Origin of the sequence: Nocardioides bigeumensis (assembly GCF_039531755.1) — a bacterium.
Classification (GTDB): Bacteria; Actinomycetota; Actinomycetes; order Propionibacteriales; family Nocardioidaceae; genus Nocardioides; species Nocardioides bigeumensis.
Genome location: NZ_BAAAQQ010000013.1, coordinates 462,201 through 483,908 on the forward strand (window position 1 = coordinate 462,201; position 21,708 = coordinate 483,908).

The 21,708-nt window shown below is 70.7% G+C and carries 20 protein-coding genes; 3 read left to right on the forward strand and 17 right to left on the reverse strand.

Annotated features, from left to right (window positions below; all coding sequences use genetic code 11):
• Positions 1-133 precede the first annotated feature (133 nt).
• Both katG and ABD295_RS16435 read right to left on the reverse strand, forming a co-directional pair.
• Positions 134-2,344, reverse strand: coding sequence for a catalase/peroxidase HPI (gene katG / locus ABD295_RS16430; protein WP_344304883.1), 2,211 nt, complete (start codon positions 2,342-2,344; stop codon positions 134-136).
• 36 nt (positions 2,345-2,380) lie between these two features.
• Positions 2,381-2,845 (reverse strand): Fur family transcriptional regulator, encoded by a 465-nt coding sequence (locus ABD295_RS16435; RefSeq protein WP_344304884.1) that lies wholly within the window; start codon positions 2,843-2,845, stop codon positions 2,381-2,383.
• 128 nt (positions 2,846-2,973) lie between these two features.
• Here ABD295_RS16435 and ABD295_RS16440 point away from each other — a divergent pair, with 128 nt between their 5' ends.
• Positions 2,974-3,783, forward strand: a complete 810-nt coding sequence (locus tag ABD295_RS16440) for a mycofactocin-coupled SDR family oxidoreductase (RefSeq protein WP_344304885.1) — start codon at positions 2,974-2,976, stop codon at positions 3,781-3,783.
• Between the two features lie 19 nt (positions 3,784-3,802).
• Here ABD295_RS16440 and ABD295_RS16445 read toward each other — a convergent pair whose 3' ends face one another.
• Positions 3,803-4,441, reverse strand: a complete 639-nt coding sequence (locus ABD295_RS16445) for a lipoyl protein ligase domain-containing protein (protein ID WP_344304886.1) — start codon at positions 4,439-4,441, stop codon at positions 3,803-3,805.
• 39 nt (positions 4,442-4,480) lie between these two features.
• Positions 4,481-5,140 carry a hypothetical protein gene (locus ABD295_RS16450; RefSeq protein WP_344304887.1) on the reverse strand — a complete coding sequence of 220 codons (660 nt, stop codon included), beginning with the start codon at positions 5,138-5,140 and terminating at the stop codon, positions 4,481-4,483.
• Positions 5,141-5,393: 253 nt separating this feature from the next.
• Between ABD295_RS16450 and ABD295_RS16455 the strand changes: the two genes are divergently transcribed.
• Positions 5,394-5,879, forward strand: a complete 486-nt coding sequence (locus tag ABD295_RS16455) for a MarR family winged helix-turn-helix transcriptional regulator (RefSeq protein WP_344304888.1) — start codon at positions 5,394-5,396, stop codon at positions 5,877-5,879.
• Positions 5,880-5,907: 28 nt separating this feature from the next.
• Here ABD295_RS16455 and ABD295_RS16460 read toward each other — a convergent pair whose 3' ends face one another.
• The 9 genes from ABD295_RS16460 to ABD295_RS16500 all read right to left on the reverse strand — a co-directional run bounded on the left by ABD295_RS16460 (position 5,908) and on the right by ABD295_RS16500 (position 16,495).
• Positions 5,908-6,573 (reverse strand): response regulator, encoded by a 666-nt coding sequence (locus tag ABD295_RS16460; RefSeq protein WP_344304889.1) that lies wholly within the window; start codon positions 6,571-6,573, stop codon positions 5,908-5,910.
• A 440-nt stretch (positions 6,574-7,013) separates the two neighbouring features.
• Complete coding sequence (locus ABD295_RS16465) at positions 7,014-9,401, reverse strand: sensor histidine kinase (RefSeq protein ID WP_344305460.1); 2,388 nt, start codon at positions 9,399-9,401, stop codon at positions 7,014-7,016.
• Positions 9,402-9,713: 312 nt separating this feature from the next.
• Positions 9,714-9,845 carry a hypothetical protein gene (locus ABD295_RS16470; protein WP_344304890.1) on the reverse strand — a complete coding sequence of 44 codons (132 nt, stop codon included), beginning with the start codon at positions 9,843-9,845 and terminating at the stop codon, positions 9,714-9,716.
• A 16-nt stretch (positions 9,846-9,861) separates the two neighbouring features.
• Entirely contained in the window at positions 9,862-10,938 is a 1,077-nt protein-coding gene (locus tag ABD295_RS16475) for a tartrate dehydrogenase (protein ID WP_344304891.1), read from the reverse strand.
• On the reverse strand, positions 10,935-11,909 hold the full coding sequence (locus tag ABD295_RS16480) for an ABC transporter ATP-binding protein (RefSeq protein ID WP_344304892.1): 975 nt from the start codon (positions 11,907-11,909) through the stop codon (positions 10,935-10,937). Before ABD295_RS16480 ends, ABD295_RS16475 begins: the two co-directional genes overlap by 4 nt.
• Positions 11,906-12,916 carry an ABC transporter ATP-binding protein gene (locus ABD295_RS16485; protein ID WP_344304893.1) on the reverse strand — a complete coding sequence of 337 codons (1,011 nt, stop codon included), beginning with the start codon at positions 12,914-12,916 and terminating at the stop codon, positions 11,906-11,908. Before ABD295_RS16485 ends, ABD295_RS16480 begins: the two co-directional genes overlap by 4 nt.
• Positions 12,913-13,800: an ABC transporter permease gene (locus ABD295_RS16490; protein ID WP_344304894.1), complete on the reverse strand. Its 888-nt coding sequence runs from the start codon at positions 13,798-13,800 to the stop codon at positions 12,913-12,915. The genes ABD295_RS16485 and ABD295_RS16490 overlap by 4 nt, the downstream gene beginning before the upstream one ends.
• Before the next feature lie 5 nt (positions 13,801-13,805).
• Positions 13,806-14,774: an ABC transporter permease gene (locus ABD295_RS16495; protein ID WP_344304895.1), complete on the reverse strand. Its 969-nt coding sequence runs from the start codon at positions 14,772-14,774 to the stop codon at positions 13,806-13,808.
• Positions 14,775-14,803: 29 nt separating this feature from the next.
• Positions 14,804-16,495: a peptide ABC transporter substrate-binding protein gene (locus ABD295_RS16500; protein ID WP_344304896.1), complete on the reverse strand. Its 1,692-nt coding sequence runs from the start codon at positions 16,493-16,495 to the stop codon at positions 14,804-14,806.
• 190 nt (positions 16,496-16,685) lie between these two features.
• On the opposite strand from ABD295_RS16500, the gene ABD295_RS16505 reads away from it, so the two are divergent.
• Entirely contained in the window at positions 16,686-17,417 is a 732-nt protein-coding gene (locus ABD295_RS16505; RefSeq protein WP_344304897.1) for a TetR/AcrR family transcriptional regulator, read from the forward strand.
• 2 nt (positions 17,418-17,419) lie between these two features.
• On the opposite strand, the gene ABD295_RS16510 is transcribed toward ABD295_RS16505, so the two are convergent.
• From ABD295_RS16510 to ABD295_RS16525, 4 genes are all read right to left on the reverse strand, one after another.
• Positions 17,420-18,535, reverse strand: a complete 1,116-nt coding sequence (locus tag ABD295_RS16510) for a M20 family metallopeptidase (RefSeq protein ID WP_344304898.1) — start codon at positions 18,533-18,535, stop codon at positions 17,420-17,422.
• Entirely contained in the window at positions 18,532-19,413 is an 882-nt protein-coding gene (locus ABD295_RS16515; protein ID WP_344304899.1) for an alpha/beta fold hydrolase, read from the reverse strand. The genes ABD295_RS16510 and ABD295_RS16515 overlap by 4 nt, the downstream gene beginning before the upstream one ends.
• Positions 19,410-21,263 carry a S9 family peptidase gene (locus tag ABD295_RS16520; protein ID WP_344304900.1) on the reverse strand — a complete coding sequence of 618 codons (1,854 nt, stop codon included), beginning with the start codon at positions 21,261-21,263 and terminating at the stop codon, positions 19,410-19,412. The genes ABD295_RS16515 and ABD295_RS16520 overlap by 4 nt, the downstream gene beginning before the upstream one ends.
• 80 nt (positions 21,264-21,343) lie before the next feature.
• On the reverse strand, positions 21,344-21,670 hold the full coding sequence (locus tag ABD295_RS16525; RefSeq protein WP_344304901.1) for a CBU_0592 family membrane protein: 327 nt from the start codon (positions 21,668-21,670) through the stop codon (positions 21,344-21,346).
• Positions 21,671-21,708: the final 38 nt, after the last annotated feature.

Below are 21,708 nucleotides of genomic sequence, written 5' to 3' on the forward strand. Positions count from 1 at the left end.
CGTAGGCCGTGCAGCGCCGCCCCCACATCGGGCATTTGCCCGGGTTCCACGACGACTCGCCGACTGCCCCAGCCGGGGGACGTCGTACGGACGGAGCCTTGGACGGCTCCGCCCGTACGACGTTGCGAGGCGACTACTTCAGGTCGAAGCGGTCGAGCTCCATCACCTTGACCCAGGCCTTCACGAAGTCGGCGACGAACTTCTCGCTCGCGTCGTCGCTGGCATAGACCTCCGACAGGGCCCGCAGCTGCGAGTTGGAGCCGAAGACCAGGTCGACGGCCGTCGCGGTCCACTTCACCTCGTCGGTCGCGAGATCCCTGATCTCGTAGACGTTCTCGGTCTCCTTGGAGGCCTTCCAGACCGTGCCGCCCGAGAGCAGGTTGACGAAGAAGTCGTTCGTCAGCACACCGGGGCGGTCCGTCAGGACGCCGTACGACGAACCGCCGACGTTGGTGCCCAGCGCCCGGAGACCGCCGACGAGCACGGTCATCTCCGGCACGGTCAGCGTGAGCAGGTTGGCGCGGTCGAGCAGCAGCACCTCCGGCTGGAGCTTCTCCCCGGCGTGGAGGTAGTTGCGGAAGCCGTCGGCGCGCGGCTCGAGCGGCGCGAAGGTGTCGGCGTCGGTCTGCTCCTGCGTGGCGTCGGTGCGGCCGGGGTGGAAGGGCACCGTCACGTCGTGGCCGGCGGCCTTGGCCGCCTCCTCGACCGCGACGCCACCGGCGAGCACGATCAGGTCGGCGAGCGACACCTTCTTGCCGCCGGCCTCGAAGTCGGCCTTGACCCGCTCGAGCCCCGCGAGGACCTCGGCGAGCTGCTCGGGCTGGTTGACCTCCCAGGTCCGCTGCGGCTCCAGGCGGATGCGCGCACCGTTGGCGCCGCCCCGCTTGTCGGTGCCGCGGTAGCTGGACGCGGACGCCCACGCGGTCGTGGCGAGCTGCGAGACCGAAAGCCCGCTGTCGCGGATGGCCTGCTTGAGGGCGGCGACGTCGGCGTCGTTGACGAGCTCGTGGTCGACCGGTGGCACCGGGTCCTGCCACAGCTGCGCCTCGGGGACCCAGGGGCCGAGGAACCGCTCGACCGGGCCCATGTCGCGGTGGAGCAGCTTGTACCAGGCCTTGGCGAAAGCGAGCCTGAAGACGTCCACGTCCTCGGCGAAGCGCCGCGAGACCTTCTCGTACTCCGGGTCGAAGCGCAGCGCGAGGTCGGTGGTCAACATCGTCGGACGGTGCTTCTTGGACGCGTCGTGGGCGTCGGGCACGTCGGCCTCCGCGTCCTTGGCCACCCACTGGTGCGCGCCTGCCGGCGACTTGGTCAGCTCCCACTCGTGGGCGAAGAGGTTCTTGAAGAACCCGTTGTCCCAGCGGGTCGGGGTCTGGGTCCAAGTCACCTCAAGACCGCTGGTGACGGTGTCCCCGCCCTTGCCCGAGCCGTAGCTGCTGTGCCAGCCGAGGCCCTGCGCCTCGATCGGTGCTGCCTCCGGCTCGGGACCGACGTGGTCGCCGGACGCGGCACCGTGGGTCTTGCCGAAGGTGTGTCCACCGGCGATCAGCGCGACGGTCTCCTCGTCGTTCATCGCCATCTGGGCGAACGTCTCGCGGATGTCGCGCGCGGCGGCCAGCGGGTCGGGGTTGCCGTTGGGGCCCTCGGGGTTGACATAGATGAGACCCATCTGGACCGCGCCGAGAGGCTTCGACAGCTGACGGTCGCCGCTGTAGCGCTCGTCGCCGAGCCAGGTGTCCTCCGACCCCCAGAAGATCTCCTCGGGCTCCCACACGTCCTCGCGGCCGAAGCCGAAGCCGAAGGTCTCGAAGCCCATGTCCTCGAGCGCGACGTTGCCGGCGAGCACCAGCAGGTCGGCCCACGAGATCGCCTTGCCGTACTTCTTCTTCACCGGCCACAGCAGCCGGCGGGCCTTGTCGAGGTTGGCGTTGTCGGGCCAGCTGTTGAGCGGCGCGAAGCGCTGGGCACCGTCGCCCGCTCCACCACGACCGTCGGAGATGCGGTAGGTGCCGGCGGCGTGCCAGGACATCCGGATGAAGAGCGGGCCGTAGTGGCCGAAGTCCGAGGGCCACCAGTCTTGCGAGGTCCGCATCAGGTCGACGATGTCGGCCTTGAGGGCGTCGACGTCGAGGCCGGCGAACTCCTTGGCGTAGTCGACGCCGTCCATCGGGTTGGATGCCGGCGAGTGCTGGCGCAGCACCGACAGGTCGAGCTGGTTGGGCCACCAGTCCTTGTTGGTACGCGGCCGCCTGTCGGTCGACGGCGTGGGCGCGTCGATCGCGGGGTTCTCGCTCTCGCTTCCCGTCGGGGTGACGCCCTGGCCGTCAGTGGGGTTCTCGGACATGTGCAACCTTTCGCGATGGTGCTGTGTGGATGGGTGTCACGAACGTGTCGTGGTGGGGCGGGTGGACCGGTCGGCACCGGTTGTCGGGCTGGAACAGTCAGCGCAGGTGCCCCAGTAGATGACCTCGGCCTCGTCGATCGCGAAGCCGCTCGCGTCGGAGGCGGTCAGGCACGGCATCTCGCCGACGGCGCAGTCCACGTCGGCGATCGCACCGCAGGACCGGCACACGACGTGGTGGTGGTTGTCGCCGACCCGCGCCTCGTAGCGGGCCACCGAGCCGAGCGGCTGGATGCGGCGTACGAGGCCGGCCGCGGTCAGCGCGTGCAGAGAGTCGTAGACCGCTTGGTGCGACACGGCCGGGAGGTCGCGGCGTACGGCGCCGATCAGCGACTCGGTGTCGGCGTGCGGCAGCGCGCCGACCGCCTCCAGCAGCGCCAGCCGTGGCTGGGTGACCCGGAGCCCGGCCTCGCGCAGCCGCTCGGAGTGATCGGAGAAGGGCACCTGTGAATCCAAGCCGCTATTCCTGAACGAGTCAAGAAACTGGCGCGGCGGCGCCTTCAGGTGGACGGCCCTTCTCATGCGGACGGCCGTCCGGAGCGGGACCGGCCACCATGCGGGAGGCTGGGGCCATGCCGGTCACGCCTGAGTCCGCCGAACGGGTCGCCTTGGTGACCGGGGGCGCCCGCGGCATCGGTGCCGCGACCGTCGCCGAGCTGCTGCGCCGGGGGTACGCCGTCACGGCGCTCGACGTGGCCTCCGGGGCCGACGTTCCGGCTGGTCTGGGCTACCCGCTCGCCACCCCCCACGACCTCGCTGCCGTCGCGGCCCTCGACTCCGACCGGGTGCTGTGCCTGGCCGGCGACGTGCGTGACTGCGAGGCGCTCGACATGGCGGTCAACTCCACGCTCGACCGGTTCGGGCGGCTCGACGCGGTCATCGCCGCTGCCGGTGTCGTCGTCGGCGGCCGTCCCCAGTGGGAGACCCCCGACGAGCACCTCCGGACACTCTTCGCGATCAACGTCGAGGGAGTCTGGAACACCGCCGCCGCGACGATCCCGACCCTGCTGTCCCAGCCGGACCCGTCGGGGTGCCGCTTCGTCGCGGTGACCTCCACCGCCGGCGAGCGCGGGCTGCGCAACCTCACCGGGTACGCCGCCAGCAAGCACGCCGTGATCGGCATCGTGCGCGGCCTCGCGGCCGACCTCGCCGGCACGGGTGTGTGCGCGACAGCCGTCGCACCCGGCTCGACGCGGACCGCGATGCTGTCGGCGACCGCCGACCTCTACGGGACCACGCCCGCCGAGATCGCCGCCCGGCAGGCGCTGGGCCGGCTGATCGAGCCCGAGGAGGTGGCCGAGGTGATCGCGCTCTGCTGCTCGCCTGCGGGCGCGGCGCTCAACGGCGGCGTCGTGCGCACGGACGGCGGCTTCACGGCCTGATCCGTCCCGTTGGTCGAGCTCAGCCGAGACCGGCCACCAGCCCCGCAGCGACCTCGTCCTCGGTCACCGGCGCGAAGTCCGTCAGCGCCCCCAGCGTGGAAGGCACCCACGGCCGGGCGAGCGCGGCCTGCACGTCGTCGAGCGCGCGAGCCAGACCCGGCGAGCGGCGTACGACGACGACCGCGGAGAACAGCCAGGCCCGCCGGGTCACCCGCTGCGCGGTACCGACGACCTTGGCGGTGCCGCCGACGTTGATGCTGTGAGGTCCGGGACAGTACTCACCAGGCACCTCGCCCACCTGGGCGGGCACTCCCAGACCATGCAGGACCTTGAGGATGCGCCCGCCGAGGTCGACGAAACGCTGGTCGATCTCGATGCTGCCTTCGGCTCGCGGCCCGACGACGTCGACGACGACGCAGCCTTCGTCGTAGGCCACCACCTTGCCGCCCGCGAGCCGCTTGACCGGTGCGTATCCGGCCCGCTCGGCCGCGGCCACCGCGGCTGGGTAGAGCGGGTCGTTCTCGTCCCGCGCGGAGAACGCGACGGTCGGACCCGGGCGGTGCACCATCAGTGCGGACTCGCCGGCGGCCAGGAGCTCCCGGCACGCCTCCATCGCGTCGGGCCCGAGCCACCCCACCGGGCCTCCGACGATCCGCATGCGCCCATCCTGCCCTGGCGCCGACGACACCCCGTCCGGTCAGCCTGCGACGGCCCTGTCCTCGGCCTCGTCGTCACCTTCGAGCAGGTGCATCAGCCGAGCGACCAGCCCTCGGTGCTCGGGAGAGATGGCCGACTGGTCACCCTGCACCGTGCTGACCACCTGCTTCGTGCGGTCGGTGGCGAACCCTGCAGGAAGCAGGAAGGGGTCATACGGCTCGTGCGCGCGGATCTCCGCCTGCTCGCAGCCGAAGAAGCTGCGCACGAACCGGACGGTGTCGACCTGGAAGGCCAGCCGCTCGACCTGGCGCTGCTCCGCGGCCCGCTGGCTCGGCGCGGGAGACGGACGGCCCGGCGCTCGGTCGAGCACGTCGTTGGACAGGAAGTAGAGGTCGACGCCGTCGACGGGAAGCCAGTGGGCGGTCGTGGTGAGCGGGATCTCGGCATCGCCCACCCACCGGCGCCCGGCGGCGTCCGCGCCGAGGTCCAGCGGCAGGCAGTAGGTGTCGCTGTAGTCGAGCTGGACGAGGCTCCCGAGCTTGCGGAGCGCATCGAGGCGGCCGCGTCCCGGCGCCACGATCGAGGCCCACTCACCGCGTCGCGACAGCGTCAGGGACGCGTCCCAGAGCTCGAGAGGGGTCCCGCAGGGAACGAGCTGCTGCGAGGGCTCGCAGTCGAAGTAGGTCTGAATGACGTTCACGGTCGGCGCCTCCTTGGCTGGAAGGTCGGCACCCCCGCCCGGATCGTCGTGCCGATGACAGGTGACCGGTGAGCAGTCTTCCTGCGACTCCATTAGACGGCGACGGACGCCTTCACCACATGACCCGGATGCGCTGACGCATTGGTCCTACAGCGTGCAGTCCCGTTGACCCAGGTCATGGAAGACTTCGATCCGTGCCACTCCCATATAGCGCGCCCGCCCCCGGCGTCGACCTACGCCACGGCCGTCGCCGATGAACGACCTCTTCCAACGACTCCAGGAGCTGCAGCTGCTCGTGGAGGACGGCAACCGGCGCGCCCTGGCGAGGTTCGAGATCACTCCGACGCAGTACCAGGCGCTCCGGTCCCTGGACCGCGGACCCCGCGGGGGGATGACCGTCACCCAGGTCGCCGACGCCCTCCTGTGCACCCGAGGCAACGCCACCCGGCTGGTCAGACGGCTGCTCGACCTCGGGATGGTGCAGACCCGCAGCGACGAGCAGGACCATCGGATCGTCGTGGTGAGCCCGACCGCGTTGGGCAAGCGGACCTACCGCGCCGCCGACAAGGTGCTGCAGGCAGCCGGCGCCCGCCGCCTGTCCGGTACGTCGGCCAAGGACCGCGTCCTGCTCGAAGGGCTGATCGACGACCTGACCGTCTCCTTGCGCCGGGACCTCGCCGAGCAGGTTGCGCCGGCTGGCGGGACCGGCGCGACGGCGCGCCGTCGCGCCGCTGGCTGAGCACGGCCGAGCGGCGTACGGCGGCGGCTCAGCGCTCGGGCGGGTCGATCAGCCCGTCACGGACCGCGATGGCGAGGGCCTCGAGCTTGGAGTGCGCGCCGAGCTTGGCGCACAACCGAGCCACGTGGTTGCGCACGGTGTGCGCGCTGAGATAGAGCCGCTTGGCGATGGCGGGGTTGGTGAGCCCTTCGGCGACGAGGGCGAAGATCTCCTTCTCCCGAGGCGTCAGCGTGTGCGCGAGCGAGGGAGGGTCGCCGCCGTGGACCCGCTGCAGCAACCTGCGCAGCAGTGTCGGGTGCACGGCGATCTCGCCGGCAGCGACGCTGCGGACCGCATCGACCAGCTCGGGCAGGCCGCCGCCCTTCGGGAGGAACCCGGACGCACCCGGCTCCATGGCCGTCACCAGGACGGCGTCAGACACCGACCCCGTGAGGATGACGATCTGGATGCCTGGGTGGTCGGCCAGCAACGGGCCGACCGCACTGGCGCCCTCACCGTCGGGCAGAGCGTGGTCGAGCAGGACGATGTCTGGAGCCTTGGCGTTGATCTGCGCGCGAGCCTCGGCGAGCGAACCCGCGATCCCGACGACGTCGATGTCGGGTTGCTCGATCAGCGCGTGGGCAAGACTTTCAGCGACGACCAGATGGTCGTCGACGACGAGGACCCGGATCGTCGTCTGCTCGGTGGAGTCCACCGAGGCAGCCTACGAGATTCCGCGACGAAGCACCGGAGGCGCGAGGAGTCGGCCGGCCGCGGGGGAACCGGGAAGGGACGCCGGCCGACTCCTTCGTCACGTCCAAGAAGGGGCCCCATGTGCACCCTCGTGACCTCTAAGACCAGTGCGAGTCCCTGTGCGCTCTGGTGAAGACAACTCTGCCCCACCCAGGCGTGCCGCGCGTCGGCTGACAGCGTCAATCTGTGCTGGTGCCGATGCACCCAATCGAAGTCGGCGCCCGGAAGGCCCTCGAGACCGGGCTGAGAATCGCCGGAACGGTCGAGGAGTCGGCCGGCTGTGGGGGGACCCGAGGTGGGACGCCGGCCGACTCCTTCGTCACGACCAGGAAGGGGCCGCATGCGCACCCTCGTGACCCATCCGTCGTCTCCCGGACGACGAGATCGTGCTGCGGCGAGGCTTCAGCCTGCAATGCGACGCGGGTGTTCCCAGGCGCTCACGGGGAGCCGGTAGTCCACGACGGTGCCGCGACCAGGGACGCTCTCGATGTTGAGGTGACCACCGACGGCCTGCACCCAGTCGCGCATGCTGCTGACGCCGAGGTGGCCGGGAGCGCTGCGTGCCGGGACCTGTCGCATACCGACACCGTCGTCCTCGATGACCACGCGCAGACTGTCCTCCTCGCGGGAGATCGAGATCGTGGCCTTGCTGGCGCACGCGTGCCGCGCGACGTTGGCCAGCGCTTCCTTGGCGATGCGGTAGGCCATGGTGCTCTCGCCGTCGGTCAGGGGGAGGTCGCCCTCGGGCGCCTCGACGCTCCACGCGGTGCCGACCGGATCGAGGAGGAAGGACGCAGCGTCGCCCAGGGCCGCGCCCAGGTGCGCGCTCGCCTCGGGCGGCTCGAGCTCGAACAACATGGCGCGCAATCGATCGACGGCGCCGGAGACGGCTTCCTGCGCGAACGCGAGGTCGACCACGAGCTCGGGAACCATCCGCTGGGCCTTGCCGGCGATCACGGCCAACCTGAGGTCGACGGCGGCGATGGCCTGGACCTGGTCCTGGTGCACGCCGTCCGCGATACGGCGGCGCTCGTCCTCCTGCGCGGAGACCAGCCGGTCGAGGAGCGCCTCCCGCTCAGCCGCGTACTCGACCGAAGCCTGCTCCGCGTCGATGCGCGACACCGCACCCGCGACCAGTCCGGCGAACGCGCGAGCGAGGTCGACGTCGTCGTCGGAGAAGCGCCCGATCCCCTCGGCGAGCACCGCCAGCACTCCTCCGTGTCCGGTCGACAGCATCGGCACCGCCACCGCGAGCAGGCTGTCGATGCCGGTGCTCGGTGAGGTGACGAAGCCGCCGATCGCGTGCAGGTCGTCGACGACCAGGGGCGAGCCGTTGTTGTGCACGTCGACGATGAGGGGCTCGGTCACGACGAGCCCGCGCGGGAGCTGTCGGGCGGCCGCAGCGCTTGCCGCGACCACGACGAGCGCATCTGCGTCGTCGGCGCCGAGCAGAGCGCCGCAGGGTGCCTCCATCGCGTGGCACAGCTTCTCGACCGCATGGGAGCGCAAGGTGTCGGCATCGTGGATGCCGAGGGCCTCGGCGGCGAAGGAGGCCAGGGCAGCGTCGCGACGTTGCTGTGCAGCGACCATCTGGCCGTTGTGGATCGCCTGCGCGGCGCGATCCGCCAGCGCTGCTACCAGGCCGCGCTCGTCCTTGTCGAAGCCGCCGCTGTCGCGCCGGACGGTGAGGACCCCGAGCGTCCGTCCAGACGCCACCAGGTCCGCGTGCGCGACATCGACGGAGACGTCACGCTCCGAGGACGTGCCGCTGGTAGCGGCCTCGTGCAACTGCGTTCCCGTGACGTCGAGCAGCTGCACCGTGCAGGCCGCGTGGAGCTCGCGCGCCACCTCTGACACGACCGTGTCCAGAGTTCTTCCGAGATCGGGCGAGCTCCCGAAGTCACGGGCCGCGCGGTTGAGCAACGCGAGCCGGTCCCGGCTGCGGATCACCTCGGCCAGGGAGGTGTCGCGCTCGCGTTCCACGGGGATCGCCACCCGCCCCAGCCAGGTGAGCAGCAGGAGAAGACTGGCGATCCACATCGCGATGACCGTGCCGATGCTCCCCGTGGTCGTGGCCCAGTCGTTCTTGAGCGCACCGATCGTGGCGGCACCGACCAGGACCGGGGCCACGACAGCGCCGGCGAACGCCTGCCTCGTCAGACCTCCGACGCTGCCAGGTTCGCGCAGGACGCGCGTGATACCGGCGCTCGGGATCACCGTGACGACGCCGATCCCGGCGATCAGCACGATGACGACGCCTGTCAGCGATATCTTGCCCGCGCCGCCCTGGGCGCCGGGCATCTCACCGCCGTTCAGGAGGGCCGGCACCAAGGGGACCAGGGTGAGGAGCGACACGGTCACGGCCACGACGTGCGCCAGCAGCGGCCAGCGCCGGCGCCAGACGAGCGCCGAGGCCAGGAGGAACATCGTCACCCCGGAGCCGAAGGTCATACGTCCGGGGTGGAGGCTGTCGCCGAGATCGCGCTGGACGTCAGCAAGGACCAGCAGGTCGATGTGCAGGTCCCGACCGGTGACGGCCTGCACCATGGTGAGCGCGGGGATGACGCACGCGAGCAGGGCGAAACACCATGCCGTCGTGGGTCTGCGACACGCTGCGAAGATGACCCCGAGCCCGATCAGCACGGAGTAGATGGCCGAGTTGACCCGCACGTCGGCGAGACCCTCATCAAGTCTTATCAGGACTTCTGTCCGCGTCGCCCATCCGATCAGCACCACGACGCCGATGCCGAGGCTGAGGGAACCGCACCCGATTGCGATCCGACGAGACATCTCCACCGGATCACCACCCTCCACCACAGGCGGGGTCGACCTGACGAGCAGATCCCCCCTCGAAACCATGCGCCAGAGTCGCACTTCAGCGTAATGGTCGACGCTTCGGTGAGAAACAAGAGACAAGTGGCTTTCTGACCCTCTCCGCGTGGGCAATGAGTCCACCAGACCTGGCGGATCCGACAGGCGTCAGAGACGGGTGTAGCGGTGCTTGACCCCCGGCGGGAAGAACTCGGGATCGCCGAACGGCCGCAGGACGAGGTGGGCGACCTGCTCGCGCCACTCCACGCTGAACCTCGGCCAGCACGATCTTCAGGTGGTACGCCGCCCACTCGACACCCAGCGCTGGACGTGGTTCTCCTTGGTGAGCAGGAACGTCGCGTACGCCGGCACCTGCTCGGCCATCCGGTGGAAGAGGGAGCGCGGCCCTGACGACGCGGTCACGCCGTCATCTCTCGCGTCACCTCACGGCGGCGGCGATGGCGCTCCCGAGGTCGACCGTGGTGGCGGTGCCCCCCATGTCGGGGGTGAGCGGCACGTCGGCCGTCCCGCCGAGCACCGACTCGATCGCCGCCAGGACCGCGGCCGCCGCCTCAGGGTGGCCGAGGTGGTCGAGCATCATCGCGCCCGACCAGATCTGGCCGACCGGGTTCGCGATCCCCCGGCCCGCGATGTCGGGAGCCGAACCGTGCACCGGCTCGAACAGGCTCGGGAACTCCCGAGGCGGGTTGATGTTGGCGCTCGGCGCGATGCCGATCGTGCCCGTGCAGGCGGGCCCGAGGTCGGAGAGGATGTCGCCGAATAGGTTGCTCGCCACGACCACGTCGAAGTGCTCGGGCTTGAGCACGAAGTTGGCGGTGAGGATGTCGATGTGGAACTGCTCCCGGCGTACGTCGGGGTAGCGCTCGCCGACCGCGGCGAACCGCTCGTCCCAGAAGGGCATGGTGATCGAGATCCCGTTGCTCTTGGTCGCCGAGGTGAGCCTGCGCTCCGGCCGTGATCCTGCGAGCTCGAAGGCGTAGTCGAGCACCCGGTCGACGCCCACCCGCGTCATCACCGTCTCCTGGACGACCACCTCGCGATCGGTGCCCTCGAAGATCCGGCCGCCGATGCTGGAGTACTCCCCCTCGGTGTTCTCGCGCACCACCAGGAAATCGATCTCACCGGGCCGGGCCTTGGCGAGCGGACTCGGCACGCCGGGGACGAGACGACACGGCCGCAGATTCACGTACTGGTCGAAGCGGCGCCGGAACTGCAGCAGCGAGCCCCACAGCGACACGTGGTCGGGCACCACCTCCGGCCAGCCGACGGCCCCGAAGAACAGCGCGTCGAAGCCTCGCAGCCTGTCGAACCAGTCGTCGGGCAGCATCCGGCCGGTGCGCGACCAGTAGTCGGCGCAGGCGAAGTCGAACTCCTCGATGTCGAAGGCGACGTCGTACGCCGCCGCGACCCGCTCGAGGACCCGCAGTCCCTCTGGGACCACCTCCTGACCGATTCCGTCACCCGGGATCACGGCGATGCGATGGGTCGTGGTCACGTCATCTCCTCGGCGTGGTGACAGGCCACGAGCCGGTCCTCCAGTGGGCGCGGCAACGGGACCTCCGTCGCGCACCGCTCGGTGGCCTTCCAGCAGCGGGTTCGGAACCGGCAGCCCGAGGGCGGGTTCACCGGGCTCGGGACGTCTCCGCGCAGCACGATGCGCTCGCGCGAGCGCTCGACCCGCGGGTCGGGGATCGGGACCGCGGAGAGCAGCGCCTGCGTGTAGGGGTGGAGCGGGCGCTCGTAGAGCACGTCGACCGGGCCCTGCTCGACGATCGTGCCGAGGTACATGACGCCGACCTGGTGGCTCAGGTGACGCACCACCGACAAGTCGTGGGCGATGAAGAGATAGGTGAGACCCAGCTCGGTCTGCAGGTCGTCGAGCAGGTTGAGGATGCCGGCCTGGACGCTGACGTCGAGGGCACTGACCGGCTCGTCAAGGACCAGCACCTCCGGCTCCACGGCGAGGGCGCGTGCGATCCCGACGCGCTGACGCTGGCCGCCCGAGAACTCGTGCGGGTAGCGCGACACGTGGTCGGGGTTCAGCCCGGCCAGCTCGAACAGCTCGCGGACCCGTTCGGCCCGGCGACCCGGGTGCAGGCCGTGCACCTCGAGCGGCTCGGCGACGGCCGCGCCCACGCTGAGGCGTGGGTTGAGGGAGGCGTAGGGGTCCTGGAAGACCAGCTGGACCTGGCGGCGCACCACGCGGAAGGCACGGTCGCCCAGGCCGGAGATCACCCGCTCACCGAGCCGCACCTCGCCTCCCTGGACGTCTGTGAGGTGCACGACGCAACGGCCGAGCGTGCTCTTGCCGCAGCCCGTCTCGCCGACCAGGCCGAAGGTCTCACCAGCCGGGATCCGCAGCGACACACCGGCGACGGCCTGCACGCTCGCGACCCGGCGGCCGAGGATGCCTGCCCGGACGGGGTACTCCTTGACCAGGTCCTCGATGACCAGCGCGTCGCTCATGGTGTCGCCACTCGCAGCTCGTCGACGCGGTGGCACGCGGCCTCGTGCTGGTCGCCGGGCGACCCGACCGCACGCGCTGCCGGGTTCGTCAGCGAGCACGGGTCCTCGACGTACGCCGGGCAGCGCGGCGCGAACCGGCAACCTGGTGGGAGCGCATCGGCCGCCGGCGGCTGGCCGCCGATCTGGAAGAGACGCTGGTCGCGGCTGCGCCGGTCCAGTCGCGGCAGCGAGGCGAGCAGGCCGCGCGTGTAGGGGTGGGCGGGCTCGTAGAAGGTCTGCTCCACCGACCCCTCCTCGACGCGGTTGCCGGCGTACATCACCAGGACGCGGTCGGCGGTGCCGGCGACGACACCGAGGTCGTGGGTGATCAGCATGACCGTGGTGCCGGTGCGCTGCTGCACGTCGCGGAGCACCTGCAGGACCTGCGCCTGCACGGTCACGTCGAGCGCGGTCGTCGGCTCGTCGGCGATCAGCAGGGCGGGCTCGTTGGCGACGCTCATCGCGATCACCGCGCGCTGGCGCATGCCGCCGGAGAACTCGTGGGGGTACTGGCCGACCCGGTCCGCGGGCGACGGGATCCCGACCAGCTCGAGCAGCTCGACGGCGCGGCTCCGGAGGTCGGCGGCGGACTGCTCGGGGTGGTGGACCCGGATGGCCTCCGCGAGCTGCTCGCCGACCGTGAGCACGGGGTTGAGGGCGGCCAAGGCGTCCTGGAAGACCATCGCGATCTCGTTGCCGCGGAGCTCTCGCAGCTCGTGGTCGGCGAGCCCGACGAGCTCGCGGCCCCGGAACCGGATCGATCCCGTGACCTTCGCGGCCGCGGGAAGCAGACCCAGGATCGCGAGGGACGTCATGCTCTTGCCCGAGCCGGACTCGCCGACGATGCCGAGGGTCTCGCCCTCGCGCACCTCGAAGCTCAGGTCGTCGACGGTGAGGGCGGTGCCGCGTTCGGTCTCGTAGGCGACGGTGAGCCCGTCGACCACCAGGAGCGGCGCGTCGGCGCTCACAGCTGCTTTCCCTGTGGATCGAAGGCGTCGCGCAGCCCGTCACCGATGAAGTTGACGCACAGCACCGTGAGCAGGATGAAGAGACCGGGGAAGTAGAGGAGGTAGACCTGCGGCGTCCCCACCAGGCCTGCCGCCTGGCTGAGCATGTTGCCCCAGCTGGTGCGTGGCGGCTGAACGCCGAAGCCGAGGAAGCTGATCGTCGACTCCACGATGATGGCGGTGGCGGTGGCGAGCGAGATGTTCACCGCGACGATCCCGGCCAGGTTCGGCAGCAGGTGGCGCACGAGGATCCGCGGCGTCGACGCGCCGATCACCTTCGCCGCCTGCACGAACTCACGCTCTCGGAGGCTGAGGACCTGCGACCGCACCACCCGCGCGATGTAGGGCCAGCCGAGCCCCGCCAGCACGAGCACGATGGTGAGCGGTGAGGAGCCGAGGGCCTCCAGTGCGAGGGCGAGGATGGCGATGGCCGGGACGATGAGGAAGAGGTCGGTGATCCGCATGACGACCTCCCCGAGCACGCCGCCGACGTAGCCGGCGATCGCGCCGACCGCCGTGCCCAGCAGGGTCGCCGCGATCGCGACGAAGAACCCGATGGCTAGGGAGATGCGACCGGCGTACAGCAGCTCGGACAGGTAGTCGCGTCCGAGGTCGTCGGTGCCGAGCAGGTGCGCTCCCGAGGGCGGAGTCGGGCCGAGCGCGAGGTCCTGGGCACCCTGCTCGGCCGGCGCCAGCCAGGTCGCCCCGAAGCAGGCCACGACGAGGAGGATCAGCACCACCGTGCCGAGGACCGCCAGCCGGTGCTTGCGGAACCGGCGCACCACCTCGCGCGTGCCCGACACCTGGGCGGGCGCGGTCCCGGCCGCCTGCGTGACCGCTGCCATGTCGGTCATCCGAGCCGCACCCGCGGGTCGAGGAGGGCATAGCTCACGTCGGCGATCAGGTTGCAGAGCACGACCGCGACGGCCACGACGAGCATCCACGGCAGCAGCACGAAGACGTCGCCGGTCAACAGAGAGTCGAGGAAGAGGCGGCCCATGCCCGGGATGGAGTAGATCTGCTCGGTCACCACGAGACCTCCGAAGAGCAGCGCCGCGTCGAGCGCCACCACGGTCACGAACGGCGCGAGCGCGTTGCGCCCCGCGTGGCGCAGCACGATCTGCCGGCGCGGGACTCCCTTCGCCCGTGCCGTGCGCACGTAGTCGCTCGACAGCGCGTCCAGCATCGAGGCACGGCCGAAGCGGCTCCACGACGCGACCAGCGTGATGGTCAGGGTCAGGACCGGGAGCACCAGGTGCCTGACGTAGTCGAGGTTGAAGCCGGTCTGCCCGGGTGAGTGCAGCCCGACGAAGTACAGCGGCGGGTCCTCGAGGCCGAGCTGCTGGCGCGGCAGGACGGCGAGCAGCTGGATCAGCACCAGGCCGAACCAGAACGCCGGCAACGCGATCCCGACGTACGACAGCGCGGTCATGACGTGGTCGCCCAAGGAGTACTGACGCACCGCGGAGTAGACCGAGACGAACCCGGCGAGCAGCACCGCGAGCAGCACACCCCACACGATCAGCTGCAGCGTGGGCCCCAGAGCCGAGACGATCAGCTCGCGCACGTCGCCGCCCGTGCGCGAGCTGACGCCCCAGTCGCCGGTGAGGATCCCTTTGAGCCAGAGCACGTACTGCTCCGGCACCGACTGGTCGAGTCCCAGTCGTTCGGTCTCCCGCTGGAGCACCGACGGGTCGCGAGACTGGCGCAGCTTGGCCAGCGGGTCGAAGGTGGCCCGCACGGCCACGAACAGGAGGAACGAGGCCACCAGGACGATCGGCACCGACAGCAGGAGCCTCCTGCCGACGTAGGCGAGCACGCCCTACCTGCTCGAGGCCGTGGGTCGGATCATTCGGCCAAGCCCCACTCGTTGAGGTTCCAGAACGGGCCCTCCGAGGGGTTGATGCTGATGGGTCCGCCCAGCTTGTCGGCCCACAGCAGCACGTTGGGAACGGCGTCCAGCGGGATGGCCGGCACCGCCTCGGCGAGCATCTGGTCGGCGGTGCGGGACGCCTCGGTGCGTGCCCCGACGTCGACGGTCGAGTCGAGCTGGTCGAGCACCTCGTCGAGCCCGTCGATGTCCACGTGGCCGAAGTTGATGCCTGAGAAGCCGTTGGCTTCCGACGGGGCGTTGGTGGACTTGAAGGTCGCAGACAGGTTGAGGGGCTCGGGGAAGGTGTCGATCAGCGTGTAGAGCGCCGCCTGATAGTCGCCGTTGGGCATCGCCTTGCCGAAGAGGTCGGCCGGTGTGGTGTTGTGGATCGACATCTCGAAACCCGCCTCCTCGAACTGGGTCTGGAGGATCTGCAGCGTCAGGTCGCGCCGCTTGTTGCCGGCGAGCGTCTCGATGGTGAAGGCGGCACGCTCACCGTCCTTGGCCCAGTATCCGTCGGAGTCCTTCGTCCAGCCGTCGCCGGTCATCAGGGTGTCGACCTGACCTAGGTCGAGCGAGTACGTGTCGAACGCGGACTCGCCGAACCCGCCGAGGATCGGGGTGAAGAAGGACTGGGCCGCCTTGTCGACCCCGATCGACCCGAAGAGCCGGTTCACGATCGCGTCGCGGTCCATGGCGTACGCCAGCGCCTTCCGGACCGCCTGCGAGTCGAAGGGGAAAGCCACGTTGTTGAGCCAGATCGCCTCGAGGTTGCCGGTGGTCGCGTCGACCTCGGACTTGGTGCCGGGGATGCCGGCCTCGATCTGGCTGAGCGCGTCGAGCTGGGGGCTGGGGTAGAGCGCGTCGACCTGGCCGCTCTTGAGCGCCTGGAACGCGGCCGCCGTGTCGGTGATGAACTGGAAGGTGACCTTGTCGAGGTGCGGCTGCTCGCCCCAGTACTCCGTGTTGGGCACCAGCGTCACCGACGTGCCGCGCTGCCAGCTCTCGATGATCCAGGGCCCACCGCTCCAGTCGTAGCCGTCCTTCATGAGTGCACCGCGGTCCTGGCCCTCGAGGATGTGCGCCGGGAGCACGCCGTAGCTGCTGCTGAAGAGCTGCCGCCAGGACGCGTAGGGCTCGCTCATCGTGACGACCACGGTCTGCTCGTCCGGCGTCTCGATGTCGGCGATCTTGTCGTAGCCCGACTTGTCGAGGATGTCCTTGCCGTCGCGGATCTGGAGCGCGGTGTACTCGAAGTCGGCCGAGGTGATCGGCGTGCCGTCCGACCACACGGCCTCGGGGTTGATCGAGTACGTGATCGTCTGCTCGTCGCCGGACTCGTCCACGATCGGCTCGCCGGCCAGCAGGTCGGAGGCCTGAGGCACCCAGGAGTCGCCGTCGCGCCTGGCGTTGAAGGCCATCGGGATGGTGGTCGCCTGCATGATGTAGCTGCCCCAGATCGAGCCCGAGCAGGTGCCGAGCCAGTCGGCGCAGTCGGGCTCCTGCTCGGCGCCGATCACGATCTCGCCGCCGTCGACGACGGGGACCGGCTCGTTGTCGGTGTTCCCTTCCGACGTTGGGGTGCTGCTGCAGGCGGCTGCGCCGAACAGCACCGCCACCACTGCAGCGACAGCTCGGGTCCTCAACGTCCGGGTGCTACGCAACATGCGGTTCTCCTCGGTCTACGCGCTGCGGCCGGTCCTCGGGGCGCCGGCCGAGCCGGCGCGCCATGCCGATATCGGGATGCTAGGGCGCTCGACACCACATAGCAATAGGTATAGGCATGCAGATAGTCAGAGGCGTTGACTTAGGGTATGCCGTAGGCTCTGACGACCCTGCAGGAGGAGTGGACACACGATGCCAACCGCCAAGTCGGCCCGGCAGACGACACGGGAGACGGCGCCGCGCAAGCGACGGCCGCGCGACAGCCTCAGCCGCGCCGTGATCCTGGAGGCGGCCGAGAAGATCGCCGAGCGGGACGGTCTCGAGGGCCTCACCTTCGGAGCGCTCGGCACCGAGCTGCAGGCGCACTCGACGTCGATCTACCGGCACTTCCGTGACAAGGACGAGCTGGTCCTCGAGCTCATCGACTCGCTGCGCGCGAGGTCCTACGGCAGCGAGCTGGTCTCGACCGGCGACTGGCGCGACGACCTCCGGCTCATCTCACGGCTCATCCACGAGCACTACCTGCGTTACCCCGCCTTCGCGATGCAGATGGCCGCTCGCACGACGCGCCGGCCCACGGAGTTCAAGAACGTCGAGTTCGCCCTCGACGCCTTCCGACGCGCTGGCCTGGAAGACGACGAGGCCGTCGTCGCCACCCGCGTCTTCGGCAACTTCACCCGCGCGGTCTCCGCACTGGAGGCGTCCCTGCAGGTGCTCCCCGATGAGGAGCGGACCATGGACGAGCTCGCCTGGGCGGTTGAGTACCGCCACCTGTCGGCCGACGACTACCCCAACATCCACCGCGTGGCCGACAAGCTGCGGCCGGTAGGCGACCCGCGCCTGTTCTTCGACGGCGTCGAGATGTTGCTGGAGTCGGTCGAGGCCCGGATCGCGGCGAAGAAGCGCAAGAAGCGCGCCAAGTAGCGTCAGGGGCCCGATCGCGTCAGCGACTCCAGCATCGCCGCGACCAGGTCGGCGCGCGCGCTCATCGACTCGACCTCCACCCACTCGTGCTCGGCGTGCGCCCCGTGCCCGGTGGCCCCCAGACCGTCGAGCGTGGGCACGCCCAGGGCGGCGGTGAAGTTGCCGTCCGACCCGCCCCCGACCAGGGCGGCGGCCGGCTCGGGTTGACCCAGGCGGCTCGCCTCTGCCCGGCACAGCGCCACGAGGCCTGCCGCGCTCTCCGCTTCGAGCGGCGGTCGGTTGACGCCGCCGTCGACGGTGATGCCGACGCCGTCGTCGACGCCCGAGCCGGACTGCGCGAGGGCGCGTAGCTCGCGGTCCACCCTGAGCAGCTCGGCGGTCGAGGACGCGCGTACGTCGACGAAGAGCGCGCCATGGTCGGGGACGACGTTCGTCGCGGTGCCGGACGCGGCCCGGGTCGGCGTCACCGTCGTACCCCGCGGCAGGTCGGCCAGGTCGGTGACCAGCAGCGCCCAGCGCGCCAGCGCGAGCAACGCGTTGCGACCCCGCTCGGGCTCGAGACCGGCGTGCGCGGCAAGGCCGTGGAAGGAGATCTCGTAGAACGCGCCGCCCTTGCGGCCGACCTTGAGCGCACCGTCGAGGCTGGGCTCGAGCACCAACGCCGCGGCGGCCGACCTGGCCAGCTCCTCGATCAGCGCGCGCGACGTGAGCGAGCCGGTCTCCTCGTCGCCGGTGACGACCCAGGACACCCCGTCGGTGTCGTTGATCCGTTCGAGGGCGTCGAGGGCGATCACGATGCCGGCCTTCATGTCGAACACGCCCGGCCCGTAGGCGATCCCGTCCTCGACGCGGAACGGTCGGCGCGCGATCGTGCCGACCGGGAAGACCGTGTCGGCGTGGCAGACGAGCAGGACGCGCGCAGGCCCGTCCGAGCGCCAGACCAGGTGCGGCACGCCCTGGTGCACCACACGTTCCGGCGCGCGGCCGACGGCCTGCGTCCCCCACTCCGCGACGAGTGCGTACACCTCGTCGAGCCGGTCCGGATCGCCCGACGGGGACTCCGTCGAGACCAGTCGCTCGAGCCGGTCGAGGGCCCGGGCTCGGTCCCAGGCCGTCACAGGTTCGCCCAGAAGGTCGTCAGGGCGTGCAGGGCCTGCTCGGGGTTCTCCTCGGCGAGGTAGTGGTCGGCCGCCACGGGCGCCGCGCGCACGTCACGGGCGTACTGCTGCCAGACCTGGGGCACGTCGAAGCTGCGACCGACGTAACCCTCGGTCCCCCACGCCACGAGCAGCGGCCGCTCGACGCGTCGTCCGGCGGCGCGGTCGGCCACGTCGTGCTCGAGGTCGACGGTGGCGGCGGCCCGATAGTCCGAGCACGTGGCTTCGACCGCTCCTGCCCGGCTGAACGCCCGCAGGTAGACCTGCAGGGCCTCCTCCTCGAACGCGTACGCCGCCGAGTGACGGCCCTGAAAGCGGGCGCGCAGCCAACGCTCGACGTCGGCGCGGATCAAGCCCTCGGGCAGGCCGCAGGGACGGGTCAGGAAGAACCAGTGGAAATAGGCCTCCGCCATCGCGCGGTCGACGTTCTCGAACATGTGCAGCGTCGGCACGATGTCGAGGACAGCGGCCGACGTCACGATCTCGGGGTGGTCGAGACAGAAGCGATGGACCACCCGCCCGCCTCGGTCGTGCCCCACGAGGTGGACGGACTCCACGCCGAGGGAGTCGAGGACGTGGGCCGCATCGACCGCCATGGCGCGCTTGGAGTAGGTGTGGTCGAGATCGTCTGGTGACGGCGCATCCGACTCGCCGTAGCCGCGGAGATCCATGAGGACGACGCGGTGGTCCGCCAGGAGCGCGGGCACCAGGAAGCGCCACATGTAGGACGACTGCGGGTAGCCGTGCAGCAGCAGCACGGTCGGCCCCGCGCCTCCCGACCAGGCAGCGAGTCCGACGCCGTCGCGGACGAAGCGGTGCGCGTCCAGGCCCGGGATCACCGGCCCTCCCAGCGACCGCCGGCGAGCCGCACCTCCGCGAGCTCCAGCGCCCGCTCGAACTCGAGCTGGATGCCGCGGATGCCGGTCGGCTCGTGACCTGCGTCGAACCACTCGACCAGGACGTCGCCGCCCGCGGCGCGCAGTCGCTCGGCGTACGTGCGCGCCTGCTCGGGCGGGGTGCGGGTGTCGCGGCTGCCCTGGTAGAGCCACGCGGAGCCGGTGACGGACTCCACGTGGTTGATCGAGGAGAACCTCGCCAGGGCCGCCTCGACCCGGCTGTGGTCGAAGGAGCCGTCTGTGCCCATCGACAGGAAGCTCGTCCACGACTTCTTGATGGCCGGGTTCATCTGCGGCCAGGCCGCCGCCCAGTCGGCCATCGCGACGACCGCGAAGGCGCCGGTGAAGAGGTCGGGCAGCCGGCCGAGGGACAGGAGGCTGAGGTGGCCGCCGTACGACGGGCCCGTGATGAAGGTCGACGCCGGGTCGGCGAGACCCTTGGTGCGCAGCCAGGCGATGGCGGCGGCGACGTCCTCGATCTCGCGGTCGCCGGCGCCTCCCCAGAAGCCCTCGCGGAAGGCCCGCCCGAAGGTCACCGAGCCGCGGTAGTTGAGCGACGCCACCGCGAACCCGTGGTCCTGCCAGGCCTGCAGCTCGGGGCGGTAGGCGTCGACGGTGACCAGGTTGGGTCCGCCGTGCACGTCGAGGATCGTGCCCCGGACCGGCCCGGGCGGCGCGGACCACCAGAGCTGGACACCGGTGCCGTCGGCGCTCGTCACGACGGTGGACGCGAGCGCGCGGCCGGGCGGCACCGCGACAGGCGGGACGACGGACTCGGTGCCGTCGGCGGTCAGGCGCAGCGCGTGCAGCGGCGTCGTCCAGTCGGAGGTCAGCACGACCGGCTCGCCGTCCGGACCGAGGAACGACTGCCAGTAGTAGGGAAGCACGGACGCGACGTCGGGGTCGGCATAGCTGCCGCCGGCGTCGTGGACCACCGACCACTCCCCCGTGGCCTCGTCGACGGCCAGGAGGCGCTGGCGGCCGGCCTCGCAGTGGGCGACCAGGATCACGCCCTGGTCCGGAGCCCAGTCGAGGACGAGGGTGTCGCCGGCGAGGTCGGCGAGGTCGTAGTCGCGGCGCTCGCCCGTCAGCGGGCCCCAGATCGCAGGCCGCGCGAACCCCGACCGCTCGGTCCACAACAGGATCCGTTCGTCACCGGGCACGGGCGAGAAGCGGACCGCGCGGACCGGTCCCGCCGGGAGGTCGTCGGCGGTCGCCACCACCTGGCGGGTGCGAATGTCGACGACGGTCACCGCGGCCCGGCGTACGCCGGGGTTGTGCTCGGTCGTGTCGACGCTGGCATATGCCGAGTCGGCGGACAGGTGCCCGAGCCACGCCTCCTCCTCGGAGGTGAACAGGACCTGAGGCTCGGCCGCGCCGCTCATCGAGATCAGGACGAGGTGGTGCCCTGCGTCGTCCACCGCCGTGGCCAGCAGCTGCGCACCGTCACGGCTGAGCTCGAGTCCGCGGAGGACGTAGGGCCCCCATCCGGGCGTGAGCTCGCGGGACTCGCTGCCGTCGACGCGTCGGGCCACCAGGCCGCCGACCTCGGAGCCACCGTCGTCGTCGAGGTCGACGACCCACTCGCCGTCGGGGCTGAGCAGCGTGTCACCGGTGACAGGGATCGGCAGGTCATCACCGATCTCACCCGTGCGCGGATGCCAGACCTGGCCACGGGCCCCCTCGTCACCCTCGAAGACCAACAAGCAGCGCCGCTCGGGCCCGGGCGCCGGCCGAACGGTCAGCAGCCGGCCGGACGGGAATCGCGGGTGGGGCGCACCGATCTCTCGCACGCATCTGCTCCTCCGTGGGATGGGTTCACATCAAACCCTGGCCGGCCCACCACACGCAAGAGCTCTAGACAATGCATTAGTCATTCTTGCTGATTATTGAGCCTCGCCGGGAGCTGAGCCGCCTGCCGCTGCCGAACCCCGGAGACGGGCTGGAGGTTGTCGCGCCCTCGCGCCCGGATCAGCCCGAAGATCCCGATCGCGACCCACACGAGGTTGAGCGCCGCCGACGGCCACGCGTCGTAGTAGGCGGAGTTGACCATCAGCCCCGCACCGCCGAAGAGGTTCATCAGCTGGAAGCGCAACGCCGTGCCCGTGAGCCACCCGGCCGTGACCAGTGCGTAGGCACTGATGAGCAGGGCCATCCCGGCCCACCCGAGCACGTTCACGACGACGACGGTGGTCTCCACCCCACGATCATGACGGGCAGGTCCGGGACAGCGACGGC